General features: G+C 70.7%; 23 protein-coding genes. 7 read left to right on the plus strand and 16 right to left on the minus strand.

From position 1 onward, the window contains the following. Positions 1-5: 5 nt before the first annotated feature. The 3 genes from nusB to JLI01S_RS00620 form a co-directional block, all read right to left on the minus strand. On the minus strand, positions 6-419 hold the full coding sequence (nusB, locus tag JLI01S_RS00610; RefSeq protein ID WP_068258514.1) for a transcription antitermination factor NusB: 414 nt from the start codon (positions 417-419) through the stop codon (positions 6-8). Beyond that, entirely contained in the window at positions 420-980 is a 561-nt protein-coding gene (gene efp / locus JLI01S_RS00615) for an elongation factor P (RefSeq protein WP_068258518.1), read from the minus strand. It abuts the gene before it with no gap. Positions 981-1,057: 77 nt separating this feature from the next. After that, positions 1,058-2,329 (minus strand): lipase family protein, encoded by a 1,272-nt coding sequence (locus JLI01S_RS00620; protein ID WP_169797263.1) that lies wholly within the window; start codon positions 2,327-2,329, stop codon positions 1,058-1,060. 48 nt (positions 2,330-2,377) lie between these two features. On the opposite strand from JLI01S_RS00620, the gene JLI01S_RS00625 reads away from it, so the two are divergent. After that, positions 2,378-3,940 carry an FMN-binding glutamate synthase family protein gene (locus JLI01S_RS00625; protein ID WP_068258597.1) on the plus strand — a complete coding sequence of 521 codons (1,563 nt, stop codon included), beginning with the start codon at positions 2,378-2,380 and terminating at the stop codon, positions 3,938-3,940. Here JLI01S_RS00625 and JLI01S_RS00630 read toward each other — a convergent pair. Together JLI01S_RS00630 and JLI01S_RS00635 are read right to left on the minus strand one after the other, a co-directional pair. Further along, positions 3,933-4,736, minus strand: coding sequence for an ABC transporter permease (locus JLI01S_RS00630; RefSeq protein ID WP_068258521.1), 804 nt, complete (start codon positions 4,734-4,736; stop codon positions 3,933-3,935). The two genes, JLI01S_RS00625 and JLI01S_RS00630, sit on opposite strands and share 8 nt — an antisense overlap. After that, positions 4,733-5,629 carry an ABC transporter ATP-binding protein gene (locus tag JLI01S_RS00635; protein WP_084349077.1) on the minus strand — a complete coding sequence of 299 codons (897 nt, stop codon included), beginning with the start codon at positions 5,627-5,629 and terminating at the stop codon, positions 4,733-4,735. The genes JLI01S_RS00630 and JLI01S_RS00635 overlap by 4 nt, the downstream gene beginning before the upstream one ends. Positions 5,630-5,771: 142 nt before the next feature. Here JLI01S_RS00635 and JLI01S_RS00640 point away from each other — a divergent pair, with 142 nt between their 5' ends. Next, a complete protein-coding gene (locus tag JLI01S_RS00640) occupies positions 5,772-6,980 on the plus strand; it encodes a sensor histidine kinase (protein WP_068258523.1) in 1,209 nt (402 codons plus the stop codon). Beyond that, positions 6,977-7,666 carry a response regulator gene (locus JLI01S_RS00645; RefSeq protein WP_084349084.1) on the plus strand — a complete coding sequence of 230 codons (690 nt, stop codon included), beginning with the start codon at positions 6,977-6,979 and terminating at the stop codon, positions 7,664-7,666. Before JLI01S_RS00640 ends, JLI01S_RS00645 begins: the two co-directional genes overlap by 4 nt. Positions 7,667-7,691: 25 nt before the next feature. Here JLI01S_RS00645 and aroB read toward each other — a convergent pair whose 3' ends face one another. From aroB to JLI01S_RS00685, 8 genes are all read right to left on the minus strand, one after another. Next, positions 7,692-8,774: a 3-dehydroquinate synthase gene (gene aroB / locus JLI01S_RS00650; RefSeq protein WP_068258525.1), complete on the minus strand. Its 1,083-nt coding sequence runs from the start codon at positions 8,772-8,774 to the stop codon at positions 7,692-7,694. Continuing rightward, positions 8,771-9,283: a shikimate kinase gene (locus tag JLI01S_RS00655; RefSeq protein WP_068258527.1), complete on the minus strand. Its 513-nt coding sequence runs from the start codon at positions 9,281-9,283 to the stop codon at positions 8,771-8,773. The genes aroB and JLI01S_RS00655 overlap by 4 nt, the downstream gene beginning before the upstream one ends. Further along, positions 9,280-10,509 carry a chorismate synthase gene (gene aroC / locus JLI01S_RS00660; protein WP_068258532.1) on the minus strand — a complete coding sequence of 410 codons (1,230 nt, stop codon included), beginning with the start codon at positions 10,507-10,509 and terminating at the stop codon, positions 9,280-9,282. The genes JLI01S_RS00655 and aroC overlap by 4 nt, the downstream gene beginning before the upstream one ends. 35 nt (positions 10,510-10,544) lie before the next feature. Continuing rightward, positions 10,545-11,366, minus strand: coding sequence for a shikimate dehydrogenase (locus JLI01S_RS00665; protein WP_245634474.1), 822 nt, complete (start codon positions 11,364-11,366; stop codon positions 10,545-10,547). A 4-nt stretch (positions 11,367-11,370) separates the two neighbouring features. Then, positions 11,371-12,516 (minus strand): endolytic transglycosylase MltG, encoded by a 1,146-nt coding sequence (mltG, locus tag JLI01S_RS00670; RefSeq protein WP_068258535.1) that lies wholly within the window; start codon positions 12,514-12,516, stop codon positions 11,371-11,373. Further along, a complete protein-coding gene (ruvX, locus tag JLI01S_RS00675) occupies positions 12,513-13,025 on the minus strand; it encodes a Holliday junction resolvase RuvX (protein WP_068258601.1) in 513 nt (170 codons plus the stop codon). The genes mltG and ruvX overlap by 4 nt, the downstream gene beginning before the upstream one ends. 13 nt (positions 13,026-13,038) lie before the next feature. Next, the gene (gene alaS / locus JLI01S_RS00680; protein WP_068258536.1) at positions 13,039-15,720 is read right to left on the minus strand and encodes an alanine--tRNA ligase; all 2,682 of its coding nucleotides are present in this window, start codon (positions 15,718-15,720) and stop codon (positions 13,039-13,041) included. Between the two features lie 211 nt (positions 15,721-15,931). Continuing rightward, positions 15,932-17,347 carry a replication-associated recombination protein A gene (locus tag JLI01S_RS00685; RefSeq protein WP_068258603.1) on the minus strand — a complete coding sequence of 472 codons (1,416 nt, stop codon included), beginning with the start codon at positions 17,345-17,347 and terminating at the stop codon, positions 15,932-15,934. A gap of 18 nt (positions 17,348-17,365) precedes the next feature. Here JLI01S_RS00685 and JLI01S_RS00690 point away from each other — a divergent pair, with 18 nt between their 5' ends. The 4 genes from JLI01S_RS00690 to JLI01S_RS00705 are packed head-to-tail and all read left to right on the plus strand — an operon-like array spanning position 17,366 to position 22,527. Then, positions 17,366-19,582, plus strand: a complete 2,217-nt coding sequence (locus tag JLI01S_RS00690) for an MMPL family transporter (protein WP_084349078.1) — start codon at positions 17,366-17,368, stop codon at positions 19,580-19,582. Beyond that, complete coding sequence (locus JLI01S_RS00695) at positions 19,579-20,346, plus strand: GNAT family N-acetyltransferase (protein WP_068258537.1); 768 nt, start codon at positions 19,579-19,581, stop codon at positions 20,344-20,346. The genes JLI01S_RS00690 and JLI01S_RS00695 overlap by 4 nt, the downstream gene beginning before the upstream one ends. Further along, positions 20,346-22,052 (plus strand): FUSC family protein, encoded by a 1,707-nt coding sequence (locus tag JLI01S_RS00700; protein ID WP_068258539.1) that lies wholly within the window; start codon positions 20,346-20,348, stop codon positions 22,050-22,052. The genes JLI01S_RS00695 and JLI01S_RS00700 overlap by 1 nt, the downstream gene beginning before the upstream one ends. Positions 22,053-22,056: 4 nt before the next feature. Continuing rightward, a complete protein-coding gene (locus JLI01S_RS00705; RefSeq protein WP_068258541.1) occupies positions 22,057-22,527 on the plus strand; it encodes an NUDIX domain-containing protein in 471 nt (156 codons plus the stop codon). A 37-nt stretch (positions 22,528-22,564) separates the two neighbouring features. Here the strand turns inward: JLI01S_RS00705 and JLI01S_RS00710 are convergent, their stop codons facing one another. From JLI01S_RS00710 to JLI01S_RS00720, 3 genes are all read right to left on the minus strand, one after another. After that, positions 22,565-23,200 (minus strand): HAD family hydrolase, encoded by a 636-nt coding sequence (locus tag JLI01S_RS00710; RefSeq protein ID WP_068258544.1) that lies wholly within the window; start codon positions 23,198-23,200, stop codon positions 22,565-22,567. A 4-nt stretch (positions 23,201-23,204) separates the two neighbouring features. Continuing rightward, positions 23,205-25,010, minus strand: coding sequence for an aspartate--tRNA ligase (gene aspS, locus JLI01S_RS00715; protein WP_068258545.1), 1,806 nt, complete (start codon positions 25,008-25,010; stop codon positions 23,205-23,207). Between the two features lie 125 nt (positions 25,011-25,135). Further along, positions 25,136-25,783, minus strand: coding sequence for an NUDIX domain-containing protein (locus tag JLI01S_RS00720; protein WP_068258605.1), 648 nt, complete (start codon positions 25,781-25,783; stop codon positions 25,136-25,138). Positions 25,784-25,820 lie beyond the last annotated feature (37 nt).

Consider the following 25,820-nt stretch of genomic DNA (forward strand, 5'->3'; position numbering starts at 1 on the left):
TCTCCTCAGACGAGGGTGGGCTTGACCTCGACGATGCGGGCCAGCAGGCCGTTGATGAACTTCGGGGACTCGTCGGTGCTCAGCTCGGTCGCCAGGACCACGGCCTCGCTGACCGCGACCTCGTCGGGCACATCGTCGCTGAAGAGGATCTCCCAGGTGCCCAGCCGCAGGATCGCACGGTCGACATCGGGCATCCGGTCCAGGGTCCAGCCCTGGCTGTACGTCGTCAGGGCGTCGTTGATGTCGTTCCAGTGCCCGACCACGCCCTGGACGGCGGTGATCGTGTACTCGTTGAGCGGCGCCGGAGTCACCGGCGTCTGGGCGCGCTCGCTGGCCAGATCACCGGCGTTGAGACCACGCGACTCCGCCTCGAAGAGGAGGTCGACGGCCCGCCGACGCGCCTTGGTGCGTGCTCCCACTCAGCTCACTCGACCGAGGTAGGAGCCGTCACGGGTGTCGACCTTGACCTTGGTGCCCTGCTCGAGGAAGAGCGGCACGGAGATCTCCGCGCCGGTCTCGAGCGTGGCCGGCTTGGTGCCACCGGTGGAGCGGTCACCCTGCAGGCCGGGCTCGGTGTAGGTGATCTCCAGGACGACCGAGGCGGGCAGCTCGACGTACAGGACGGTGCCCTCGTGACGGGCGATGACGGCTTCCTGGTTCTCGAGCATGTACTTGCTCGCGTCGCCGACGACCTCCGGGGGGACCGGGATCTGGTCGTAGGTGTCGCTGTCCATGAAGACGTAGTCGGTGCCGTCGTTGTAGAGGTACTGCATGGTGCGCTTGTCCACATTGGACGTCTCGACCTTGGTGCCGGCGTTGAAGGTCTTGTCGACGGTCTTGCCGCTGGTGACATTCTTGAGCTTGGTCCGCACGAAGGCCGGGCCCTTGCCGGGCTTGACGTGCTGGAACTCCACGACGCTCCAGAGCTGGCCATCGATGTTGAGGACCATGCCGTTCTTGAGGTCATTCGTCGTTGCCACGTGTAGCTCGCCTTCGCGTCGTCGTCTCTGAGGTCTCCCGCTGCTGCGCCATGGGCACGCGCGGGCCGCCAAGCATCCTAACCGGCTTCGACGAAGGCAGCCGACACCCATTCCTGCACCCGGGGCCGCGAGGCCTCGAGCACGGAGATGTGGTCCGCTCCGGACACCCGGACGTACTCGACATCGGCCCCCTGCTGCTCGTACTGCTCCGAGAGCCGGTCGCTGAGGAGCGGCGGCACGGTCGTGTCCTTGGTTCCGTGGACGATCAGGACGGGGGCGTGCGGGTGCAGCTCGGCGGCGTCGTTGGTGCCGACGGTGCGCCGGATCCGGCTCAGGTCGGCGTCCTCGCGCAAGAAGTCCTCCAGGCGCATGCCACCGAAGGAGTCCTCGCGGAAGAGCTCGGCGATGCACCGGTCCTCGAGCTGGGGCAGCAGCCGCTGACCCGCGGGCGTCACGACGTCCTTGACGTCCACGCCCGTGACCCGGGCCGCTGCGACGACCAGCGGGCCGAGGAATCCGGCCCCCGACGCCGAGTCGGTCGCGGCCGCCTGCTCTTCCTCGGTCGTCCCCGCCGGAGCCTGCCCACCAGCCATCTCCACCACCACGCCGAGCTGGCTCGGCGGAGCGAGCGCGACGATGCCGGCGAGGTCCAGCCCGGGCGCGTAGGCGTCGGTGAACCTGCTGGTGAAGAGGGCCGCCTGCCCGCCCTGCGAGTGCCCCATCGCGACCCAGCGTGGGGACAGGTCCGGGGAGAGCTCGTGTGCGGCGAGGACGATGTCGGTCATCGACGCACCTGCGGACTGACCCATGAGGTACGGGTGCGGCCCCGGCGTGCCGAGTCCCTCGTAGTCGGTCCGCACGACGGCATACCCGTCCCCGACGAGGTCGGTCGTCGTCTGGTCCATCGAGGCGGTGTAGATGCCGGTCTGCTGGTCGACGAGCGAACGCGACGGGGCGCAGTCGTCGGCCATCCCCGTCGTACCGTGCCCCCAGCTGATGACCGGCCACCCACCCTCGGGCGGCTCACCCGACGGGATGGAGACCACCCCGGACACGGCGACGGGCTCCCCCTTCGCACTCATCGATCGGTACATCACGAGGTGGGTGGTCCCACCGATCGTCGGACCGTCGACCACGCGGCGCGACCAGATGAGCGTGCCGTGGCGGTCCGTGGCCAGCTGTTGCGGGCTCACCTCGTAAAAGGCCGCTCCCGCCGGGCCGGTCGCCACCTGTCGTCCGTCGTCTCCCTCGCGCACCCGCCACACGACCACCGTCACGACCAGGGCGATGACGAGCAGGCACGCCACGAGGAGGCCGCGGCGTGGATGAGGAGTCGAGGAGGCGTTCACCTGCCGCATCTTCCCATCAGGCGTGCCACAGGGGGCAGTATGGCGGGCATGAAGTCCACGTCTGCCCTTCTCCTGATCGCCGCCGGTACCGCTGGGGTCGCCGCCCGAGACCTTCTGCAGAAGCAGCATTCGCTCAAGCGCAACTTCCCGGTCGTCGCCAATGCCCGCTACCTCCTCGAGAAGATCGGGCCCGAGCTGCGGCAGTACATCGTGACGAGCAATGACGAGGAGCGGCCCTTCAGCCGCGACCAGCGCTCGTGGGTCTATGCCTCGTCCAAGATGGAGAACAACTACGTGGGCTTCGGCACGGACAACGACGTCGAGCAGGCCGAGGGCTACCCGATCTTCAAGCACCGCACCTTCTCCGATGTCTCTGCCTCCACCCAGACCCACGACGGCGAGGACAGCCCCCTCCCCTGCGCCAAGGTGCTGGGTGCGGCCCGGGGCAGGCGTCACGCCTTCCGACCGGAGTCGGTCGTCAACATCTCCTCGATGAGCTTCGGCTCCCTCTCGGGCAACGCTGTCCACGCCCTCAACGAGGGTGCGCGGCTCGCCGGGTGCATGCAGCTCACGGGTGAGGGATCGCTGTCGCCCTACCACCGTCAGGGCGGCGACCTCATCTTCCAGATCGGCACCGCCTACTTCGGCTGCCGCGACGACGAGGGCCGGTTCGACCTGGCCAAGCTCAAGGCCGTCGTCGAGTCCGCTCCGGTCAAGGCGATCGAGATCAAGCTGAGCCAGGGCGCCAAGCCCGGGCTGGGTGGCATGCTGCCCGCAGCGAAGATCTCCCCCGAGATCGCCGAGACCCGCGGCATCCCGCAGGGCGAGGACTGCGCCAGCCCCTCCCGCCACACGGAGTTCGACGACATCGACTCCATGCTGGACTTCGTCGAGCGGCTCGCCGACGAGACCGGCCTGCCGATCGGCATCAAGTCCGCGGTCGGCGACCTGAGCTTCTGGGAGGACCTGGCGGACGCCATGGCCGACGGCTCCCGCGGGGTCGACTACATCGCGATCGACGGCGGCGAAGGGGGAACCGGCGCGGCTCCCCTCGTCTTCAGCGACGCGGTGGCACTGCCCTTCCGGCTCGGCTTCGCCCGCGTGTACGGCATCTTCGCCCGGGCCGGGCTGACCGATCGCGTCGTCTGGGTGGGCTCGGGCAAGCTCGGCCTGCCCGAAAATGCGCTCGTCGCCTTCGCCATGGGCGTCGACATGGTGCACGTTGCCCGCGAGGCGATGCTGGCCATCGGGTGCATCCAGGCGCAGAAGTGCCACACCGACCACTGCCCCACGGGGGTGGCCACGCAGAACCAGTGGCTCTCCCGCGGCCTTGACCCCACCCTCAAGGCGCAGCGCGTCCACAACTACATCCGCACCCTGCGCCGCGACCTGCTCAAGGTGTCGGAGGCCTGCGGCGTCTGGCACCCGGGCCTGCTCACGGTCGACGACGTCGACCTGCTCCTGGGCGCCCGCAAGGCCACTCCTCTTGGCGAGGTCTACGGCTACGAGCCCGGGTGGGGCAGGCTCGGCGACGAGGACGCGGCCGCGATCATCGCGGTGATGTCGCAGACCGCGCCCTCGGGCGAGGACGAAGAGGTTCCGGCTACTTGATCTCGCGGGTGAGGATCCGGTAGCTGCCGATCACCAGCGGCAGGCCGACCCACAGCGCGGAGCCCGTGGCCAGCTGTGCCCAGTTCTCCCCGGTCATTGTCCCCTCCGTGAGCGGGCCGGTGACGAGGTTGAGGTCGAGCCAGGTCGCGACATCCGACATCCACGAGATCATCGCGCCGAGGATCGTCCACACCGTCGGCAGTGCGAGGCTCGCCACGATGGCGATCGGGGTGTTGAGGAAGGCCGCGCCGAATGCGACGCCCTGCAGGGTGAAGATCAGTGCGGTGAGGACCACGCCGGCGAGCGAGATGCCGGTCAGGGTGAACTCCCCACCGGAGACGAGGGTCGCCAGCGCAGCGGCACCGGCGCCGGCAGCCAGGAGGACGAGGCACAGGACGAGTGCGGCCGCGACCTTGGCGCCGATGACCCGTCCTCTCCGGGGCACGAGCGTGAAGGTCGCGAGGCCGGTGCGCTGGCTCCACTCCTGGGTCGCGGACATGATGCCCATGATCGGCAGCAGCATCATCAGGGGCATCGTGATGAAGCCGAGGAAGGTCGGGTACCGGTGGTCCTGCTCCTGGCCCCAGACGACCAGACCGCCGGCGACCAGGAAGCCGATCCCGGCCATGGTGATGAGCATCCACAGCCCGGCGCGGGTGTCCACCATCTTGCGTACCTCGATGGTGACGAGCCTGACGAAGGGGACCCGGTCGTCGGACACGTCGACGGGCGGCCTTGCGGTGCTCGACGACATGGGCTGCGGTGCGGACTGCGTGGGTGCGGTGGCGGTGCTCATGCGGCAATCCCCTCTCGGGACTCGTTGGCGGTCAGGGTGAGGAAGAGCTCCTCGAGGCCACCGGCGGAACCGGAGGCGAGGTCGGTGAGGACGATGCGGGCGTCGAGCGCGACGCGGCCGACCGCCTCGCTGCTCGTCTGCGCGAGCAGCCCGGCGGGGCTCGAGGTGACCTCGACGCCGGCTCGGGTCAGTGCGTCGGCGAGCGCAGCATCATCGGTGGATCGCACGCGGGTGCCCTGCTGCTGGAGCAGATCCTCGACCGTGCCCTCGGCGACGATGCGGCCGTTGCCGATGATGACCAGCTCGTCGGCGACGATCTGCACCTCGGAGAGCAGGTGCGAGGACAGCAGCACCGTGCCGCCGCGGTCGGCGAAGCCGCGCAGCAGCCCGCGCATCCAGTGGATGCCCTGCGGGTCCAGCCCGTTGGCCGGCTCGTCGAGGATCAGCACCTCGGGATCACCGATGAGGGCAGCGGCCAGACCGAGACGCTGACGCATGCCGAGCGAGTAGTTGCGCACCCGCCGGCCGGCCTCCTTGTCGGTGAGGCCGACGGTGGCCAGCCCGTGGGCCACCGCGGTCGGCCCGACGCCGATGGTCCTGGCGGCGAGGGTCAGGACCTCCTTGCCGGTGCGTCCGGGGTGCTGGGCGGAGGCGTCCAGCATGACGCCGACATGGCGCCCGGGGTTGGGCAGCTCCCGGTAGCGGCGGCCGAGGACGAGCGCCTCACCGGAGGTCGGCGGCGTCAGGCCGGTCATCATCCGCATCGCGGTGGACTTGCCGGCGCCGTTGGGACCGAGGAACCCGGTGACGCTGCCCGGGCGGGCCGTGAAGGAGATGTCGTGGACGGCGGTGAAGTCGCCGTACCGCTTGGTGAGGTTGGTGGCCGTGATCATGCTCCAACGATGCGTCGTGGGAGGCGAGTGCGGCATCGCCCGCAGGTCGTGAACCCACCCACGACTTTGGGAGGGGGTCGCTCCCCCAGGGCACGACCTGTGGCGGATACCGGTTCCTTCCCCCGCCACCTACGGTGGGGGCGTGACCTCCACCCCAGCTCTCGACGAGCGGCTCCCGGACCGTCTGACGTGGTGGGACACCACGTGGCGGCTCGGCGTGGCCCTCCTGCTGGGCCTGGTGTTCTGGACCTTCACCGCGGCGCTCCTCTTCCCCGACCCCGACAATGAGCCCGAGACCTTGCGTGGTCTCTGGCTCATCCTCGTCGACCCGCTCCTGGGGCTGATCGCCACAGGGGGCCTGCTGCTCCGCCGACGGTGGCCCGTCACCATCACGGCTGTCATGACGGTGATGACCGCTCTCTCGACGGTGGCCGCCGGCGCGCAGACCATCGCCCTGGCGTCACTGGCCACGCGTCAGCGCTGGCGCGAGTTCCTCCCGGTGGGCGGGCTCACCGTGGCGGCCGGCCTCTTCTCCGCGCGCATCATCTACCCGGAACCCGGGCCCGGCTCGCTGCCGGTCTGGGTCGAGGCCCTGGTCAACGTGCTCGTCGTGGGCGTCATCGTCGCCGTCGGGTACTCCATCGGCTCGCGCCGTGCCCTCGTGCGTTCCTGGGTGGAGCGGGCCCAGACGGCTGAGTCGGAGCAGCGCGCCCGGGTGGCCCAGGCACAGACGGCCGAACGCAGCCGCATCGCCCGGGAGATGCACGATGTCCTCGCCCACCGCATCTCGCTGGTGACCATGCACTCCGGTCTCCTCAGCTATCGACAGGACCTCCCAGAGGACGAGCGCCGAGCGGCCATCACGGCGATCGACACCAATGCCCGGGCGGCCCTGACGGACCTGCGTGAGGTGCTCGGAGTCCTGCGCGAGGACGCGGAGGGCTCCCCCCTTCGCCCGCAGAGCACTCTCGCCGACCTGCCGGAGCTGCTCGACGACGCCCGGTCCGCGGGCACCCGGGTCAGCCTCACCGAGGGTGGGCCCGACCTGACGACGCTCCCTGAGACGACGAGCCGGACGGCCTATCGCGTCATCCAGGAGGGCCTGACCAATGCCCGCAAGCATGCACCGGGCGCCATGGTGTCCATCCACCTCGCCGGCCGGTCCGGTGGCGAGCTGGAGGTGTCGGTCACCAACCCGCGCTCCCTGCACCGAGATGCGCGCCCCGTCCCCGGTGCGGGGGTCGGGCTGCTCGGTCTCTCCGAGCGCGTGACCCTGGCAGGTGGGCGGATGGAGCACGGATGGCGTGAGGACCACCACCGGCTGGTGGTGTGGCTACCGTGGGCCTCGTGAGCACCCCGAGCAGCGACCCGATCTCCGTCGTCCTCGTCGATGATGATCCGATGGTGCGCACCGCGCTGTCGATGATCCTCGGGGGTGCACCCGAGATCACCGTCGTCGCGCAGGCGCACGATGGTCGAGCAGGCCTGGCGGTCATCGCCGAGCACTCCCCCGATGTCGTCCTCATGGACATCCGGATGCCGCGGATGGACGGGCTGGCCGCCACCGACGCGCTGGTCCGCAGCGGGTCGTCGAGCAAGGTCATCATCCTCACGACCTTCGACGCCGACGACGATGTGATGCGGGCACTGCAGCACGGCGCAGACGGATTCCTGCTCAAGGACACTCCTCCGGACCGCCTGGTCGAGGCGGTCCGTCTCGTGGCGGCCGGGCAGTCGATCCTCTCCCCGGGCGTCACCGCGTCGGTGCTCAGCTCCGTGCGAGCGAGCGGAGGCTCCGGTTCAGGCACATCGCGCGATGATGCCCGGGCCAAGCTGGCCGCGCTCACCGATCGAGAGCTGGAGGTCGCGCGAGCCGTCGGCTCGGGCCTGTCCAACGCGGACATCTCCCGCCAGCTCTTCCTCAGCGTCGCGACGGTCAAGGCGCACGTCGGGCGCATCCTCGACAAGCTGGGCGCGGACAACCGGGTGCAGGTGGCGATCACCGTGCACGAGGCCGAGCTGGACGCTCCTGCCTGAACCCGCGGTCAGGCCAGGGCGGCGATCAGGCCAGGGCGGCGTAGGCCTCGCGGAGCAGCGACTCGTCGGGGCCCTCGAGCCGAGCGGGCTCGGCGAGCCCGTCGAGGACGACGAAGCGCAGGGTCGCCCCGCGGGTCTTCTTGTCCCGGCGCAGCGCGACCAGCAGCTCGTCGAAGCTCGCGGCCGAGTAGGTCGTCGGCAGACCGAGCAGGCCGAGCACGTAGCGGTGACGCTCGAGCAGGTCGGCATCGATCCGACCGGTCCGGTGAGCGATCTCGGCGGCGTAGACCATGCCGATCGACACGGCCTCGCCATGCCGCATCCGGTAGTGCTCGTGGTGCTCGATGGCGTGCCCGAGCGTGTGGCCGTAGTTGAGGATCTCGCGCAGGTGCGACTCCCGCAGGTCCGCAGCGACCACCGAGGCCTTGATCGCGATCTTGCGCTCGATGACCTCCCGCAGGGCCGAGGACCCGGGGTCCTGGACGGCGGACTCGTGCACCTCGACGATCTCGAGGATGCGCGGATCGGCGATGAAGCCACCCTTGACGACCTCGGCCAGCCCCGCAGACAGGTCTGCCGGCGGCAGCGTGCTCAGGTGGTCCAGGTCGCACAGGACGGCGGCCGGGGTGTGGAAGGCTCCGACGAGGTTCTTGCCCTCGGCCGTGTTGATCCCGGTCTTGCCACCCACGGCGGCATCGACCATGCCGAGCACGGTCGTCGGCACGTGGACGACGGCCACTCCGCGCAACCATGCCGCAGCGGCCCAGCCGCCCAGGTCGGTGACGCTGCCACCGCCGACGGCGACCACGGCATCGCTGCGGGTGAACCCGGCCTGCCCCATGGTCGCCCACAGCCCGGCGGCGACGGTGACGGTCTTGGCTGCCTCGGCGTCCGGGACCGGGGCGACGTGGACCTCGAGGCCCGCATCACGCAGTGCCGTGACCACCGGGGCCGCGAGAGAGGCCAGGGGCTCGCCGTGGACGACGAGGACCCGGGCCACGCCTGCTGGCAGCACCTCGGCCACGCGGGCGGAGACCCCGTGACCGACGAGCACGTCGTAGTCCTCCCCGACAGGGATGGTCGTCACATCGTTGGTCACGCCGCTCATGCGTCCTCCAGCCGGGTCAGTGCCTCGGCGACGACCTCGTCGGCCCCGCGCCCTGCGGTGTCCACCCGGTGGGTGGCCAGCGACTCGTAGGTCGGGCGGCGAGCCTCCATGGTCTTGATCCAGCTCTGTCGCGGGTTGACCGACAGCAGCGGCCGGCTCTTGTCGAAGCCGATCCGCTTGGCGGCGTCAGCGATGCCCACGTCGAGGAAGAGCACCGTGTGCCCGACCAGCGCCCGGGTGACGTCAGGGATCATCGGCGCCCCGCCGCCGAGCGCGAGCACGATGCCGTCCTCCCCCAGCGAGTCGAGCACCGCCTCTCGCTCCGCTGCGCGGAAGTGGTCCTCGCCAGACTCGACGAAGACGTCGGAGATGCTGCGCCCCTCCCGTTCCTCGACGAGAGCGTCGGTGTCGACGAGGCGTCGGCCGAGGCGCTCGGCCAGCCCTCGGGCGACCGTCGACTTGCCCACTCCGGGAGGTCCGATGACGACGACGAAGGGAGCCCCGCTCACGCCTCCCACGTCCGCATCAGCTCGGGGATCGACTCGAGGTAGGACCGGTGGTTGCGGGCGGTCTCAGCGACCGAGTCCCCGCCGAACTTCTCCACGCAGGCCTCGGCCAGCACGAGGGCGACCATCGCCTGCGCGACGACCCCGGCAGCCGGGACCGCGCACACGTCGGACCGCTGGTGGATGGCCGTCGCCGGGTCGGTGCCGGCCACGTCGATGGTCTCCAGGGCGCGGGGGACGGTGCTGATCGGCTTCATCGCCGCGCGCACGCGCAGCACGTCACCGGTGCTCATGCCGCCCTCGGTCCCACCGGCACGGCCGGTGCGGCGGTGGATGACGCCCTCGGCGTCACGCTCCATCTCGTCGTGGGCCGCGGACCCGCGGCGGCGTGCGGTGGTGAAGCCGTCACCGACCTCGACCCCCTTGATCGCCTGGATGCCCATGAGGGCGCCGGCCAGACGCGCATCGAGCCGCCGGTCCCAGTGGACGTGGCTGCCCAGCCCCGGCGGCAGGTCATAGGCCAGCACCTCGACGACGCCGCCGAGGGTGTCACCGTCCTTCTTCGCCGCCTCGATCTCGGCGACCATCGCGTCGGTACCCTCGCGGGTCATCGCCCGCACGGGGTTGGCATCGAGCGCGTCGACATCATCGGGTGTGGGCAGCGGTCCGTCCGCGGGCGCCTCGCCCTCACCGATGGCGACGGTGTGCGCGACGAGGCGGATGCCGTAGGCCTGCTCGAGGAAACGCTCGGCGATCTCGCCGAGGGCGACGCGCGCCGCGGTCTCGCGCGCGGAGGCGCGCTCGAGGATCGGGCGGGCCTCGTCGAAGCCGTACTTCTGCATGCCCACGAGGTCGGCGTGCCCCGGACGCGGGCGGGTCAGCGGACGGTTGCGGGCGATCTCCTTGTCAGCACCGATGTCGTCGGCGGCGGCCAGGGCATCGCTCTCGACCGGGTCGGCACCCATGACCGTCTCCCACTTGGGCCACTCGGTGTTGCCGATCATGACGGCCAGCGGCGAGCCGAGGGTGCTCCCGTGCCGGACACCGCCGAGGAAGGTCACCTGGTCCTGCTCGAACTTCATCCGGGCGCCACGGCCGTACCCGAGGCGGCGCCGGGCGAGGGCAGCAGCCACGTCCGAGGTCCTCACCTCGACCCCGGCGGGCAGCCCTTCGAGGGTCGCCACGAGGGCTTGGCCGTGCGACTCACCAGCGGTCAACCAACGCAACATGGGCGCAATCCTCGCACTTCGATCGTGGGGCGCCGTCAGGCGTCCGGGGTGTGGCCGAGCGCCGCGCGCCCTGCCGCCTGCATCGCCTCGACCGGCGCGGGCGTCCCGGTGAACAGCTCGAACTGCCGCGCGGCCTGGTGGACGAGCATCTCGAGCCCGGAGACGATCGTCGCGCCGTGCTCGCGCGCGGCCCTCGCCAGCGGCGTCGGCCAGTCCGCATAGACGACATCGAGGAGGGTCACCCCGTCGAGGGCTCCGGTCAGGTGCCCGGCTGCCGCTGCGTTGGCCGGTCCTCCCGGCACGGTGGAGACGATCGCCGCGTCGCCCGTTAGGGACCAGTCGGCCAGGGGCACGATCCGCAGGTCGACATCAGCGACATCGCGCAGCTCTTCGGCTCGCTCCGGCGTGCGGGCGGCGACCGTGATGCGCGTGGCTCCGAGCCCCACGAGGCCGAGCAGGGCGGAGCGTGCCGTGGCTCCTGACCCGACGATCGTCGCCGACGCGATGTCCGTGGCGCCCGCATCCGCCAGCGCCCGAGTCACCCCGTGCACGTCGGTGTTGTCCCCGCGCCAGCCGGCATCGGTGCGCACGAGCGTGTTGATCGCCCCCGCTCGGTGCGCGAGGTCACTCACCTCGTCGGCCACGTCGAAGGCCGTGACCTTGAGCGGCATCGTCAGGCTGAGCCCGCGCCAGGTCCCGTCCAGCCCCGCGACGAAGGGGGCGAGTCCCCCTTCGTCGATCTCGTGAGCGGTGTAGCCCCAGTCCGCGAGACCCGCTGCCGCGTAGCCGGCGCGGTGGAGCGTCGGAGACAGCGAGTGGGCGATCGGTGAGCCGAGGACGCCGGCGCGCGAGGCCACGACGTCAGTTCTCGCAGCTACCGGTGTTGCGGCAGAACTCGTCGACATTGCGCTGGTGCTCGGACTCGTCGGCGGTGAACCTCGTCTCGCCCGTGTCCGGGTCGACGGTGACGAAGAAGAGCCAGTCGCCGTCGTCAGGGTTGCCCGCAGCCTCGATGGCCTTGGCGCCGGGGTTGTTGATCGGACCGGGAGGCAGGCCCTTGTTCTTGTAGGTGTTGTACGGGTTCTCGGTGTCGCGTTCCTTGTCAGAGGTCGTGATCGTCCCCCGCTTCTGCAGCATGTAGTGGATCGTCGAGTCCATCTGGAGCATCCCGACGGTGGGGCCGGTGACGTCCTCGAGCCGGTTCTCGATCACGCGAGCGACCTTTCCGCGGTCAGCCGCCCCGGACTCGCCCTCGACGATGGAGGACACGATGAGCGTGCGCTCCCAGTCCTTCTTGGCGACACCGGCCTCGGTGAGGTGGTCAGTCGTCAGGGCGATCATCGCGTTCAGCTGCGCGACGGCGCTGGTGCCCTCGTCGAACTCGTAGGTCGAGGGGAAGAGCCACCCCTCGACGTCACCGCCGGCCTGCTCGGGCAGCTTGAGCTTGGCGGACTTCTCCGCCTTCTCGTACTCGGCGACGGGGGTGCCAGTGCCCTCGGAGAGCCTCGTGTAGATCTCCGAGCGCCACAGTCCCTCGGGGATCGTGATGCCCTTGGCCACCCGGTTGGCCGGGTCGAGGAGGCGGTCGAAGGCGTCGGAGGCCTTCATCTCCTTGAGCATGGCGTAGGTGCCCGGCTGGATCGAGGCAGCCTTGTCCGGCTGCGCGGTCGCGACCTGGGTGAAGCTGCTCGTCGACTTCACGACGCCAGCCTCCACGAGGGTCTCGCCGATCTCGGAGCCGGCCATCCCGGACGTGACCGCGACCTCGACCGAGCCGTGGCCCGGCCCGTCGAAGTCCTTCGCCTCGGAGGAGCCCGGCAGGAGGGAGCGAAGGGAGCCGAAGGCGAAGAAGACCGCGACCAGCACGACGGCTGCGGCCAGGAGCATCGCCAGACAACCGACCCCGCCACGTCGAGACGTCCGCGTCTCCTTGGCCCGTCGATGACGACGGGTGTGCCGTGCGTCTGCCGGCTCCTCGTCGAAGATGTCCTCGTGCAGCTCGCTCATGCGTCCTTGCCCTTCAGCGGTGTGCGTCGGCGCGGCCGACCGACCCGTTCGCCGGGGGGTCTACCGGTTGCGCGTTCCGTGTCCAGCGCAGTCTGCAGGATGAGGACGGCTGCTGCCTGATCAACGACCTGCCGATGGCGGCGCCCGTCCAGTCCGCTCTCCCGCAGGCCACGATGAGCATCCACCGTGGTGAGCCTCTCGTCCACGAGCCGGATCGGCGTGTTGCCGATCGGTGCCTCGGCGAGGACCGACCGCAGGCGCTTGGCCCACGATCTCGCCTTGTCCGCGGCCGGCCCCTCGCTCCCGTCGAGGGAGCGCGGCAGGCCGATCACGAACTCCATGGCGCCCAGCTCCGTGGCGATCTGCACGACCCGGTCGACGTCACTGTCGTGCTCGAGGTCACGGGGCACCGTCTCGACCGGCGTCGCGAGGAGGCCCGAGGGGTCGCTCGACGCGACCCCGACCCGGGCATCCCCCACGTCGACACCGATCCGCACTCCGTGGCGCATGACGTCGACCGCCTCAGGCACCGAGCTCCCGCTCGATCGCCGACAGTGCGTCCTCGACCTTGGTGACGTCCTGACCGCCTCCCTGGGCGAGGTCATCCTTGCCGCCACCGCCGCCGCCGAGGACCTGGGCCGCGACCCGCACGAGCGCGCCGGCCTTGACCCCCTTCGTCCTCGCGGACTCGTTGGTGGCGATGACGATCACCGGCTTGCCGGGGCCGTCGCCGGTGAGGGCCACGACGCTCGGCCGCTCCTCGCCCAACCGGGCCCTGGCATCCGTGACCATCTGGCGCAGGTCGTCGGGTGAGCCGCCGGCGATGTGCTGACCGATGAAGGTCACGCCAGCGACCTCGCGGGCCTGGTCGGTGAGCGAGCCGGCAGAGGCCGCGACCTGCTCCCGACGCACCGTGTCCAGCTCCTTCTCCACCTCGCGCAGGCGGGCCACGAGCTCGCTCACCCGCTCGGGCAGATCGGCGGACGGAACCTTGACGATGGCGGACAGCTCGGCGACCAGCGCGCGCTCGGTCGCCAGGTGCGCCAGGGCGTTCATCCCGACGAAGGCCTCGAGGCGGCGCACGCCGGAGCCGACCGAGGACTCACCGGTGAGGGTGAGTGCTCCGATCTGACTGGAGTGACGCACGTGGGTGCCACCGCAGAGCTCGCGCGACCACTCGCCGCCGATCTCGACGACCCGGACCTGCTCGCCGTAGGTCTCACCGAAGAGCGCGAGCGCACCGCGGTCACGGGCCTCGGGCAGGGTCATCCAGTCCGCGGAGACCGACAGGTCGTCACGGACGGCGAGGTTGGCGACGTGCTCGATCTCCGCACGCGTGTCGGCGGACAGCCCCTGGTTCCACGCGAAGTCGAGCCGCAGGTAACCGGGCTTGTTGTACGAGCCGGACTGCAGCGCGGACGGGCCGAGCACCTGGCGCAGGGCGGCGTGGACGACGTGGGTGCCGGAGTGCGCCTGGCAGGCGTCGATGCGCCACTGCGGGTCGACCTCGGCGGACGCGTCCGTCCCGACGCGGACGGGACCGTCGGCCACCTCGACGGTGTGGACGACGAGGCCCTTGACCGGGCGCTGCACATCGCGCACCAGCAGTCGGGCCCCGTCGACGACGATGACTCCGGAGTCGGCGATCTGACCACCGGACTCGGCGTAGAAGCTCGTGCGGTCGAGGACGACCTCGCCGGTCTGCCCGGGCTCGAGCTCCTCGACACGGGCGCCATCGCGCACCAGACCAACGACCGATCCCGTGGTCGTCAGCTCGTCGTAGGCGCGCCAGTCTGTGGCACCGAGCGAGCGCAGATCCTTCCAGACCTCGGTGTTGGCGTGCCCGCCCTTCTTGGCCTTGGCGTCGGCCTTGGCCCGCTGACGTTGCTCGTCCATGAGCCGCACGAAGCCGTCGCGGTCGACCTTCAGGCCCTGCTCCGCCGCCATCTCCAGAGTGAGGTCGATCGGGAAGCCATAGGTGTCGTGGAGCGCGAAGGCCTGGGCGCCGGCGAGGGTGTCGCCGCCGCCCTGCTTGGTCTTGCTCACCGCGGTGTCGAGGATCGTCGTGCCCGACGCCAGGGTGCGGCGGAAGGCCTGCTCCTCGGCGTAGGCGATCTGCGCGATCCGGTCGAAGCCGGTGCGCAGCTCCGGGTAGGACGCGCTCATCCGCTCCATCGACACGGGCATGAGGTGGGGCAGTGCCGGCTCGTCGTACCCGAGCAGACGCATTGCGCGCACCGCGCGCCGCAGCATCCGGCGCAGGACGTAGCCACGACCCTCGTTGCCCGGGGTGACGCCGTCACCGATGAGCATCAGGGAGGAGCGGATGTGGTCCGCGACGACGCGCAGGTGCACGTCATCGGGGTGGGAGTCGCCGGCGGTCTGCCCGGAAGAGGCACCGTAGTTGCGACCGGTCATCTCCGCGGCCTTCTCCAGGACCGGGTAGACCTCGTCGATCTCGTACATGTTGTCGACGCCCTGGAGGATGCTGGCCATGCGCTCCAGGCCCATGCCGGTGTCCACGCTCTTCGCCGGCAGCGGTCCCGCGATGTCGAAGTCGGTCTTGGACCGGACCTGCGACAGCTCGTACTGCATGAAGACGAGGTTCCAGATCTCCATGAACCGGTCCTCGTCGACCGCGGGACCTCCGTCGACGCCGTACTCCTCGCCGCGGTCGTAGAAGATCTCGCTGCAGGGGCCACCCGGTCCCGGCACGCCCATGTGCCAGTAGTTGTCGGCCTTGCCGCGACGCACGATGCGCTCGGCCGGGATCGAGGTGATCTCCAGCCACAGCTGCTCGGCCTCGTCGTCGTCCTCGTAGACGGTGGCCCACAGGCGCTCGGGATCCAGTCCGTAGCCGCCTTCGGGCTGGGGGGTGGTGAGCAGCTGCCAGGCGAAGGTGATCGCCTCGCGCTTGAAGTAGTCGCCGAAGGAGAAGTTGCCGTTCATCTGGAAGAAGGTGCCGTGGCGCGAGGTCTTGCCGACCTCGTCGATGTCACCCGTGCGCACGCACTTCTGCACGCTCGTGGCGCGGTCGAAGGGGGCCGTCTCCTGCCCGGAGAAGTAGGGCTTGAAGGGGACCATGCCGGCGTTGACGAAGAGGAGTGTGGGGTCCTCGTGGATCAGCGGGGCCGAGGGGACGACCGTGTGTCCCTTGGCCTGGAAGAAGGTGAGCCAGCGGCGCCGGATCTCGGCAGTTTCCATGGGTGTCTCGTGTCCAATCAGTGCTCGCGCAAGAGCACGGTGCGGGGATGTCTCGGGCAGGAGCGAAGGGGGCGACCGGCGCGTCAGGCGCGGGCCGACCCCGAGATAGCTCGCCGCGCGGTGGTCCGGCGCGGCCGTCCGAGAGGCACGGTCATGCCCCTACCTTACCCACCGGTCGTGGCCGACCCGTGATCCGTCACGGGGCCGGCCATCAGTGACCGCGCAGCCGTCCTCGCAGCCAGGACCAGCGCTCCTGGAGCCGCGCCTCGAAGCCCCGGTCCGTCGGCCGGTAGTACGAGCGGTCGGTTAGCTCGGCGTGCAGGTCGTCCGGGAGGTACTGCTGCGCGGCCACGCCATCGGGCTGGTCATGGGCATAGACATAGCCCTCGACCTTGGCTCCCCCGCTCGCACCGGCAGCACGGTCAGAGGCCTGGGTGTACCCGCTGCCCCGCAGGTGCGGCGGCACCGCCTGCACCTTGCCCGCGCGCACATCGGCCACGGCCTCGTTGATGCCGGTGTAGGCCGCGTTGGACTTGGGCGCGAGCGTGTTGTGCACGACGGCCTGGGCGAGGATGATCCGCGCCTCCGGCATGCCGATCTGCGCGACCGCGTGCATCGCGGCGACCGCGGTCTGCAGCGCCGTCGGATCGCCGAGGCCGACGTCCTCGGACGCCGAGATGACGATGCGTCGGGCGATGAACCGCGGGTCTTCTCCTGCCTCCAGCTGGCGGGCCAGGTAGTGCAGCGCGGCGTCGACATCGGACCCGCGCATCGACTTGATGAAGGCGGAGGCGACGTCGTAGTGCTGGTCACCGGTGCGGTCGTAGCGCACCGCGGCCCGCGCCACCGCCTGCTCGACGTGCGCCAGGGTCAGCGGCACTCCTGCGTCGGGGACCTCACGACCGAAGGGGAAGTCCTCGCCCGCGACGCCGGCGGCTGCCTCCAGCGAGGTCAGCGCCCGCCGCGCGTCGCCCCCGGCGACGTCCACGAGGTGATCGCGCGCCTCGCTCGCGAGGTCGTAGCCCCCGGCGAGACCGCGGTCATCGGTCAGCGCCGAGTCGATGACCTCCCCGACCTCCTCACGCGTGAGGGACTCGAGCGTGACGAGGATCGAGCGGGAGAGCAGTGGCGAGATGACCGCGAAGGAGGGGTTCTCGGTCGTCGCGGCGACGAGCACGACCTCACGATTTTCGACGCCGGGCAGCAAGGCGTCCTGCTGGGCCTTGCTGAAGCGATGGATCTCGTCGAGGAAGAGCACTGTCTGGCGCCCGTACATCGAGCGGCTCGTCGCGGCCCGCTCCAGGACGGCACGCACGTCCTTGACCCCGGCCGTCACCGCCGACAGCTGCACGAACTCGCGCTCGGCCGCCGTCGCCACGAGATGCGCCAGCGTCGTCTTGCCGGTGCCGGGCGGGCCCCAGAGGATCGCTGACATCGGACCGGCCACGGCGTTGACGCTGCCCTCGACGAGCCGACGCAGCGGCGAGCCGGGACGCAGCACCTCGCGCTGGCCGCGGACCTCGTCGAGGCTGCGCGGACGCATCCGCACCGCGAGGGGTGCATTGAGGTCCGCCCCAGCGTGTGGTGCGTCACTGGCGGCGGAGGCGAAGAGGTCGTCCGAATCCACAAGTGGCACGCTATCCCGGTGAGCAGACAACCCGCTTCCAGGACGTCGCTGCTGCACCGTCTCGGCACCTGCACGGGGCGCCACCCCAAGGCCGTCGTCGCCACCTGGATCGCCCTCGTCGTCGCCTTCTTCACGCTCGCCCTCGGCGGGGTCACCGGCACCGGGCTCTTCGACCAGCTGCACAGCGGCGACATGACCACCCCCGGCGAGGCGCAGGACGCCCGCGAGCTCATCAGCGACGCCGGTGGCGGGGACCTCGACTCCGACACCCTGATGGTCTCGGGATCACCCGCCACGGACCCCTTCGTCCGCAAGGGCGTGGCCGAGGCCGTCGAGCGGATCCACGAGATGGACGGCGTCGAGAGCGTCGTCAACCCGCTCGTGCTCAAGGACGGCGTCAAGGACCCCAAGGGGGCCCCCCTCGTCCTCGACCAGCCCGGGGATCGCCGCTACGGGTTCCTCACCGTCGTCGAGTACGAGCACGGCCTGGGCGAGGAGGAGCTGCAGCAGGTGCGCCGCGACGTGGACGTCCAGTTCACCCAGATCGTCACGGCATCCCAGGCGACCGACAGCCAGCGCGGCAGCCTCAAGCGGCTCATCGACGAGGTCGTCGGTCAGGTGGCGGGCGACATGAAGGTCGGTGAGGGTCTCGCGCTGCCGATCTCCTTCGCCGTCATGGTCCTCGTCTTTGGAGGATTCCTCGCCGCAGGGATCCCCATCATCGGTGCCATCGCCTCCATCGGCGGCGCGCTCGCGTCGCTCTGGGGTTTCTCCCACGTGCTCGACCTCGACGCGACCGTCGTCAACATCGTCAGCGTGCTCGGGCTGGGTCTGTGCATCGACTACGGACTGCTCGTCGTCTCCCGGTTCCGGGAGGAGATGCGTGACCTGCTCGACGGGGCGCCGCTGGGCGAGGACTCGCGTGAGCTCGTCATCGAGGCCACGGGCCGCACCGTCGACCGGGCCGGGCGCACCGTCGTCTTCTCCGCCGTGACGGTCGCCATCGCGCTGTCGGGCCTGCTCTTCTTCCCGTCCGTCTTCATGCGTGCCGCTGGCGCTGCCGGGGTGTCCGTCGTCATCCTGTGCCTCGTGGTCGCCACCACCGTGATCCCGGCGCTGTGCGCGCTCTCCGCCCGGCGCCTCCTGCGGGGCAGGACCGAGCGCACCCCGGACACCGGCGTCTTCGCCACGCTCGCCGCGACGGTCCAGAAGGCCCCCTGGGTCGTCATGGCCCTCGTCCTCGCGGCCCTCGTGGTCATGGCGCTGCCGGCCACCCGGATGCACGTCACCTCGTCAGGGGTGGAGCTGCTGCCGACCAGCAGCGAGCAACGCCAGTTCTTCGAGGACCTGGCCGACGACTATCCCCTGCTCGCCGCCCCGGACGTCCGGGTCGTCACCACCGCGGACGCGACGGAGGTGCGTGCCTGGACCACGGAGGCCACGACGCTTCCCGGCGTCGAGTCCGCCGAGGTCACCACCGTCGGCACGCTCGACGGCGAGAGCGTCCGCAGCGTCGACCTGCGGACCTCCGACGGTCCGCTCGGCAACGAGACCAGAGACCTCGTGACGCAGCTGCGGTCGCAGGGGCCCCCCTTCGACGCCAAGGTCGGTGGTCAGGCGGCGGACCTTGCGGACTTCACTGGATCCATCGCCGACAACGCGCCGCTGGCCATCGGCACCGTCATCCTCGCCACCTTCACCCTGCTCTTCCTCATGACCGGGTCGGTCGTCGTCCCGATCAAGGCACTGCTGATGAATGTCGTGTCCCTCGGCGCCTCGCTCGGGGTCCTCGTCTGGGTCTTCCAGGACGGCCACCTCGAGGGCCTGCTCGGGTACTCCTCCGTCGGCGCCGTCGAGGTGTCCATCCCCGTCCTCGTGCTCGCCTTCGGTTTCGGCCTGTCGATGGACTACGAGGTCTTCCTGCTCTCACGGATCGTCGAGCTGCACGAGCGGGGTCACTCGACCAATGACGCGGTGCGCCTGGGGCTGCAGCGCTCCGGCAAGATCATCACGAGCGCGGCGCTGCTGATGATCATCGTCTTCTCCGGCTTCGTCCTGGCCAAGGTGCTCGCGGTCAAGGAGACGGGTGTCGCGCTCGTCCTGGCCATCGCGATCGACGCGACCCTCGTGCGGATGCTGCTCGTCCCGGCGACCATGTCGGTCCTCGGCGAGTGGAACTGGTGGGCCCCCAGATGGATGAAGCGCCTGCACACCCGCTTCGGGATCACCGAATGAGCATCGAGCACGTCCCCATGGACCGGCTGCTCGACTGGAGCGACGCCGACCCGGTGGTGCGGGCCGAGGCCTCCCCCACCACGGACCAGCCGGCCATCGGGCTGCGACGCGGCGACAGCCGAGCGCTCGCCTTCCTGCGCCCGACGCTCATCCACGGCATCTCGCTCATGTTTCGGGGCGAGGATGCCCTCCTCCACGAGCTCGTGGGGTCCTCCCCCTTCGGCCCGTGGGCGGAGCGCGCGCGGGCGAAGGGAGCCGACCGCGTCACGCTGCCCCGCTCCGTCGAGGATCTGGCTGGGCTCCTGCCACAGGTCCAGGGGCGCTGGGAGTTCATGTCCACGACCGAGGTGCCTGCGGTGGCTGCCCCGGAGGGTCTGGTCGAGCTCGACCAGACCCGGCAGGCCGAGCTCCAGGCACTCCTCGACGAGCACAACCCCGGGACCGACGGTCACCCCTTCGGCCGGCCCGGTCAGCGCTGGGTCGGCGTCCGCGACAGCTCCGGTGCGCTCCTGGCGGTCGGGTGCTGCGAGCTCGAGACCTCGGGCGCTCCCGTCCTGTCCGGCATCACGGTGGTGCCGCGGGCGCGTGGTCTGGCGCTGGGCCGCGGCGTCACCGCCGAGCTGACCCGGCAGGCCGTCGCCGACCACGGCTGGTGCACCTTGGGCATCTACTCCCACAACGACCGGGCCCGCGAGGTCTACCGTTCAGTGGGATATGTCGTCCATGCCGAGTGGAGCAGCGGGAGATTGGGGAGATTGGGCTGATGGTCGGTCGCGTCGAGGAGTACCTGCGTCCGTTGGTCCGGTGGAACCCCGGCCCCGACCGACGCTGGATCGCCCTGCGCGCTGCCGCGGCCGTCGCCCTGCCCCTCGTGGGGTTCACGCTGGCCGGCCACGGTCAGCAGGGGTTCCTGGCCGGCATGGGGGTCTTCGCCGTGCTCTACGGCGCGGCGGCCCCCGTGCGGCGACGCTTCGTCGTCACTCCGCTCGCCGGACTCGGGCTGCTGGCCTCGATGACGCTCGGCATCCTGCTCGCGGGTCACCCCCTGCTCGCGGTGCTCGGCATGGCCCTGGCCGCGACGATCGCGGCCGTGCTCTCCTATGCCCTGCAGGTCGGACCTCCGGGCGCCTTCTTCTTCGCCCTCGTCACGGGTATCGCCAACATCGCAGCCAGCCACGGCGCCGACCCGATGACGATCCTCGGCTTCGCCGCCGTCGGCGTCCTGTCGGCAGTGCTCGTCGGCACCTCCGACGTCTGGTTCGGCGGGCACGGCATCGAGGACGCTGCCGTCGGGCACGCCGAGGTCGTCGTCGAGCAGTACCTCTCCGAGACCAGGGGCGCGGTGCCCGCCGCCCGGCGCGCAGCCGCGCAGGCACTCAACACCGCGTGGACCGCGGTCACCGATGGCGGCTCGGACCGCTTCGACGGTCGTCTCCAGCGGGTCCACAGCCGCTACGCCAGCGCCGTCTCGCGCGCCATCGGCGGTCCGGACGAGGACATCACCGCTGAGCTGGCACTGCACGAAGCCGCCCGGGTGCGTCAGGTCTCCTTGGGCCGCCCGCGCCCCGGCTGGTCTCTGCGCCAGGCCCTGCGCTGGCCGAGCGAGGACCTGCTCGTCGGCGTCCGGGTCGCGGCCGCCGCGATCATCGCCGGATCCGTGGCCCTGCTGCTCGACAACGCGCATGCGTACTGGGCGGCGGCCTTCGCGGTCCTCATCGTCCACGTCGGGGGCACCCGCAGCTCGCAGCTGCACCGAGCCTTCCAGCGGACCGTCGGCACCGCTCTGGGCCTGCTCGCCTTCACCCTGCTGCTGCGCCTCGACCTCTCCCACTGGTGGACCGTCGCGGTGGTCATCGGGCTGCAGTTCGTCGTCGAGATGCTCATCACCCGCAACTACGCGCTCGCCGTCGTCTTCCTCACGCCTCTGGCCCTCGTCATCTCCGAGGCGGTGACCGGCATGGACACGACGATGATCCTGCTGGACCGCGGCATCGACACCGTCATCGGCGTCGGCGCGGCGGTGCTCGTGCTCGTCGTCTCCAGCCGGCTGGGCCGGCCCGAGCTGCTGCTGCGGGCCCATGCGCGCCGGGTCGTCCTCGCCCTCGACGACGTCCTGACCGACCTCGCCGAGCGTCGTACCCGCACCGACGAGGGGATGGCTGCTCACCTCGAGCACTGCCGACAGCTGTACGTCGAGCTCCTCGCCTCCGACCAGGTGGCCCGTCGTGCCCTCGCCGATGCGCCGGAGGCCGTGGGTCCCTACCGGCACATGGAGGAGCTGCTCGCATCCATCGGCTATCTCGTCCTCGGCGCGACGTGGAACCCGCGAGTGCGCGGCCAGAGCGAGCTGATGGGTCAGGCCCGCGAGGCACTCGCGGACCTCACCCAGCACCCCGTCACCCGGCGTCGTCCTGCAGAGGCGATCACCGACGACCTGCGTCGCGTCCGCGCGATCCTCACCGAGGCCTGAGGCGATGGCCCGCACGAGCGCGGGGCTGCTCCCCTTCGTCCTCGAGAGCGGGGACATCCGGGTCTTCCTCGGTCACATGGGAGGGCCGCTGTGGAGCCGCCGCCCACGCGGCTGGACGGTGATCAAGGGTGAGGTCGAGCCCGGCGAGGAGCTCCTCGCCGCTGCCGAGCGGGAGTTCGCCGAGGAGACGGGCGTGCCGCCGCCGCTCGGACCACGGGTCCCTCTGGGAGAGATCCGTCAGTCCGCAGGCAAGGTCGTGCACGTCTGGGCGGTGCGGGTGGCCGATCCGGAGAGCGTGCGTCTCGTGTGCGGCGGCAGCTTCGAGATGGAGTGGCCACCCCGATCCGGTCGGCGACAGTCCTTCCCCGAGCTGGACCGGGCGCAGTGGCACGACCTCGACGCGGCTCGCGAGCTCGTCGTGGCCGCCCAGGCAGCCTTCTTCGACCGGTTGGACGCGCACGTGGACGGGGACTAGGCACGAGGCTGTCCCCTCCCGCCCCCTGCGTCGGCTCTCAGGCGCCGCGCAGGCGCGCCAGCTGCGGCACGAGTGGTGTCAGGACCTTGACCAGACCCATCGCACCGGACTCCGGGTCGTGGCGAACCGCCCGGATCCCCACGGACTGCGCCGCAGTGACATTGCTCTGGAGATCATCGACGAAGCCGACCTGCTCGGGCGGCAGGTCCAGGTCCTCGAGGATGTGCTCGAAGAACGCCGGATCGGGCTTCATGGCACCGATCTCGCTGGAGTAGTACGAGCCGTCGACCAAGTCGTCGTAGCCGCGCACCTCACGCATGTGCTGCACCCGGTGGTCCTGCTGGTTGGTCGCCAGCATGCAGGGCACGCCGAGCTCGCGCACCGCGGTGAGCACGGCCACCGCCTCCGGGTCGAGGTCGAACTGCTCCCAGATGTCGAGCAGGTCCTCGACGGTGACCGGCACGTGGCCGCCGCCCTCTCCCTCCACGTGGAGCAGCTCCTCGAGCACGTCCCGCAGAGGTCTCTCCCCCCGCAGTGCCGGCAGCTCGGCCTCGAAAACCCGGCGAGCGAAGCCCGGCCGGACGGCACCGTCGAGGCGAGCACGCCAGTCGAAGCGTCCGTGCTGCAGGACCCCGTCGCAGTCCCACAGCAGCGTCTCGACCGGCGTGCTCATCGGGTCAGGATCCCGCCTGCTCCGCGTCCTCGTCCCGGCGCGGCTTCGAGTCGATGCCGGCCTCCTTGCGCTGCTCCGGGGTGATCGGGGCGGGCGCGTCGGTCAGGGCGTCGTACCCGCCGCCGGACTTGGGGAAGGCGATGACATCGCGGATCGAGTCAGCCCCGAGGAGCAGCATGCAGATGCGGTCCCAACCGAAGGCGATGCCGCCGTGCGGCGGAGCGCCGAACTTGAAGGCCTCGAGGAGGAAGCCGAACTTCTCCTGCGCGGACTGCTCGTCCAGACCCATCACCGCGAAGACCCGCTCCTGCACGTCCTTGCGGTGGATACGGATCGACCCTCCGCCGATCTCGTTGCCATTGCAGACGAGGTCGTAGGCGTAGGCCAGTGCCGGCCCGGGGTCGGTGTCGAAGCTGTCGAGGAACTCGGGCTTGGGGCTGGTGAAGGCGTGGTGGACCGCGGTCCACGCACCGCCACCGACGGCCACGTCGCCTGCGGCGACGGCGTCACCAGCCGGCTCGAAGAGCGGGGCGTCGACGACCCAGAGGAAGGACCAGGCACTCTCGTCGATGAGCTCGCACCGCTTGGCGATCTCCTGACGGGCGGCGCCGAGCAGGGCACGGGCGGCCTTGGGCTTGTCCGCGGCGAAGAAGATGCAGTCACCCGGCTGGGCACCGACGTGCGCGGCCAGGTCGGCCTTCTCCTCGTCGGAGATGTTCTTGGCGACGGGGCCGCCGAGCTCGCCGTCCTCGCCGACCGTGACATAGGCCAGGCCCTTGGCGCCGCGCTGCTTGGCCCACTCCTGCCAGGCGTCGAACTGGCGGCGCGGCTGGCTGGCACCACCGGGCATGACGACGGCACCGACGTAGTCGTTCTTGAAGACACGGAAGGGGGTGTCGGCGAAGTACTGCGTGCAGTCGACGAGCTCGACGCCGAAGCGCAGGTCCGGCTTGTCGGAGCCGAAGCGCTCCATCGCCTCCGCATAGGTCATCCGCTGGAAGGGAGCCTCCAGCTCGACACCGATGGTGCCCCAGACGGCCTTGGCGATCGCCTCGCCGAGCTCGATGACATCGTCCTGCTCGACGAAGGACATCTCGATGTCGAGCTGGGTGAACTCCGGCTGACGGTCGGCGCGGAAGTCCTCGTCGCGGTAGCAGCGCGCGATCTGGTAGTAGCGCTCCATGCCGGCGACCATGAGCAGCTGCTTGAAGAGCTGCGGGCTCTGCGGCAGGGCGTACCACTCACCCGGCGCCAGTCGCGCGGGCACGAGGAAGTCACGCGCGCCCTCGGGCGTGGAGCGCGTGAGGGTCGGCGTCTCGATCTCGACGAAGTCGCGGTCCGCGAGCACGGAGCGGGCGGCGGCGTTGACCTTGCTGCGCAGGCGCAGGCCGGCGCCGGCGCTGGTGGCGCCCGGGCGGCGCAGGTCGAGGTAGCGGTGCTTCAGTCGCGCCTCCTCGCCGACGCTGACACGCTCGTCGATCTGGAAGGGCAGCGGGTCGGCCGTGCTCAACACCTCGATGGTGGTGGCGACGACGTCGATCTCACCGGTCGGCAGCTCGGGGTTGATGTCCTTGGGGTCGCGCGGGGTGACCTCACCGATGACCTTGACGACGTACTCGTTGCGCAGGTCGTGCGCCGCGCCGGTCAGGACCTCGTCACGCGCGACGACCTGGGCCACACCGGAGGCATCGCGCAGGTCGAGGAAGGCCACGCCGCCGTGATCACGTCGGCGTCCCACCCAGCCGGTGAGGGTGACGGTCTGGCCGGAGTGCTCGGCACGCAGGGTGCCGGCTTCGTGGGTGCGGAGCACGGGGTGATCTTCCTTGTCCTTCGACAGCGCCCGGCGGGTCGCGCGGACGCCCCCATCCTACGAAGAGCGGGCCCTCTCCCGCGAACGGGTTGTGGCACCGTGAGTTGCGCTCGGCAGCGGGCGACTCACGACGAGGTCCGGCGCCCGGGGTGCGCCGGCCACGGGCTGTCCGCGGGACGCAGGGAGGACCACTCCCCTGCTCGCGCGGACCTGGCTGCCAGAGCGGCGATGATCAGGGTCGAGTTGTGCAGGTCTCCGGCCAGGACACCGGCAGCCACATCGTCGAGGGACACTCGCCGCTGCACGATGTGCGCCTCCTCCCCGTCGCGCTCGTGGCGCTCCGCATCGGGCACGGGTCGCAGTCCACGGGCCAGGTAGACCCGGATCGCCTCGTCCATGCCGCCCGGCGACGTGAAGTAGTCCACGAGCACGGCCCAGTGGTCCGCCGTGACATCCGCCTCCTCGAGGAGCTCCCGCTGCGCGGCCAGGAGCGGGTCCTCGCCCTCGATGTCGAGCAGGCCTGCCGGGATCTCCCACTCGTGGGCGGCGACAGGGTGGCGGTACTGCCGGATGAGCAGTGCATCTTCGTGCTCGTCCAGCGCGAGGACGGCGACAGCGCCCGGGTGGTCGACGACCTCCCGGACGAGGGTCTGCCCCTCGAGGTCGAAGGTGTCGCGCCGCACGTCCCAGACCGCGCCGTCGAAGACGACATCGCTCGAGGTCACAGAGGGGGTCACGAGCTCGTCGCGCAGCACATCGGGTCCTGAGGTCATGCTGACGATCGTACGGTCGAACACGCCGACGGCGTGG

The sequence above is a fragment of the Janibacter limosus NBRC 16128 genome, from assembly GCF_001570985.1.
Taxonomy (GTDB): Bacteria; Actinomycetota; Actinomycetes; order Actinomycetales; family Dermatophilaceae; genus Janibacter; species Janibacter limosus.

Coding starts and splice junctions, on each gene's coding strand:
- JLI01S_RS00625 (WP_068258597.1), top strand. CDS start 2,378: ATGAAGTCCACGTCTGCCCTTCTCCTGATCGCCGCCGGTACCGCTGGG.
- JLI01S_RS00630 (WP_068258521.1), bottom strand. CDS start 4,736: ATGAGCACCGCCACCGCACCCACGCAGTCCGCACCGCAGCCCATGTCG.
- JLI01S_RS00635 (WP_084349077.1), bottom strand. CDS start 5,629: ATGATCACGGCCACCAACCTCACCAAGCGGTACGGCGACTTCACCGCC.
- aroB (WP_068258525.1), bottom strand. CDS start 8,774: ATGAGCGGCGTGACCAACGATGTGACGACCATCCCTGTCGGGGAGGAC.
- aroC (WP_068258532.1), bottom strand. CDS start 10,509: ATGTTGCGTTGGTTGACCGCTGGTGAGTCGCACGGCCAAGCCCTCGTG.
- mltG (WP_068258535.1), bottom strand. CDS start 12,516: ATGAGCGAGCTGCACGAGGACATCTTCGACGAGGAGCCGGCAGACGCA.
- ruvX (WP_068258601.1), bottom strand. CDS start 13,025: ATGCGCCACGGAGTGCGGATCGGTGTCGACGTGGGGGATGCCCGGGTC.
- alaS (WP_068258536.1), bottom strand. CDS start 15,720: ATGGAAACTGCCGAGATCCGGCGCCGCTGGCTCACCTTCTTCCAGGCC.
- JLI01S_RS00695 (WP_068258537.1), top strand. CDS start 19,579: ATGAGCATCGAGCACGTCCCCATGGACCGGCTGCTCGACTGGAGCGAC.
- JLI01S_RS00700 (WP_068258539.1), top strand. CDS start 20,346: ATGGTCGGTCGCGTCGAGGAGTACCTGCGTCCGTTGGTCCGGTGGAAC.
- JLI01S_RS00705 (WP_068258541.1), top strand. CDS start 22,057: ATGGCCCGCACGAGCGCGGGGCTGCTCCCCTTCGTCCTCGAGAGCGGG.
- JLI01S_RS00710 (WP_068258544.1), bottom strand. CDS start 23,200: ATGAGCACGCCGGTCGAGACGCTGCTGTGGGACTGCGACGGGGTCCTG.
- JLI01S_RS00720 (WP_068258605.1), bottom strand. CDS start 25,783: ATGACCTCAGGACCCGATGTGCTGCGCGACGAGCTCGTGACCCCCTCT.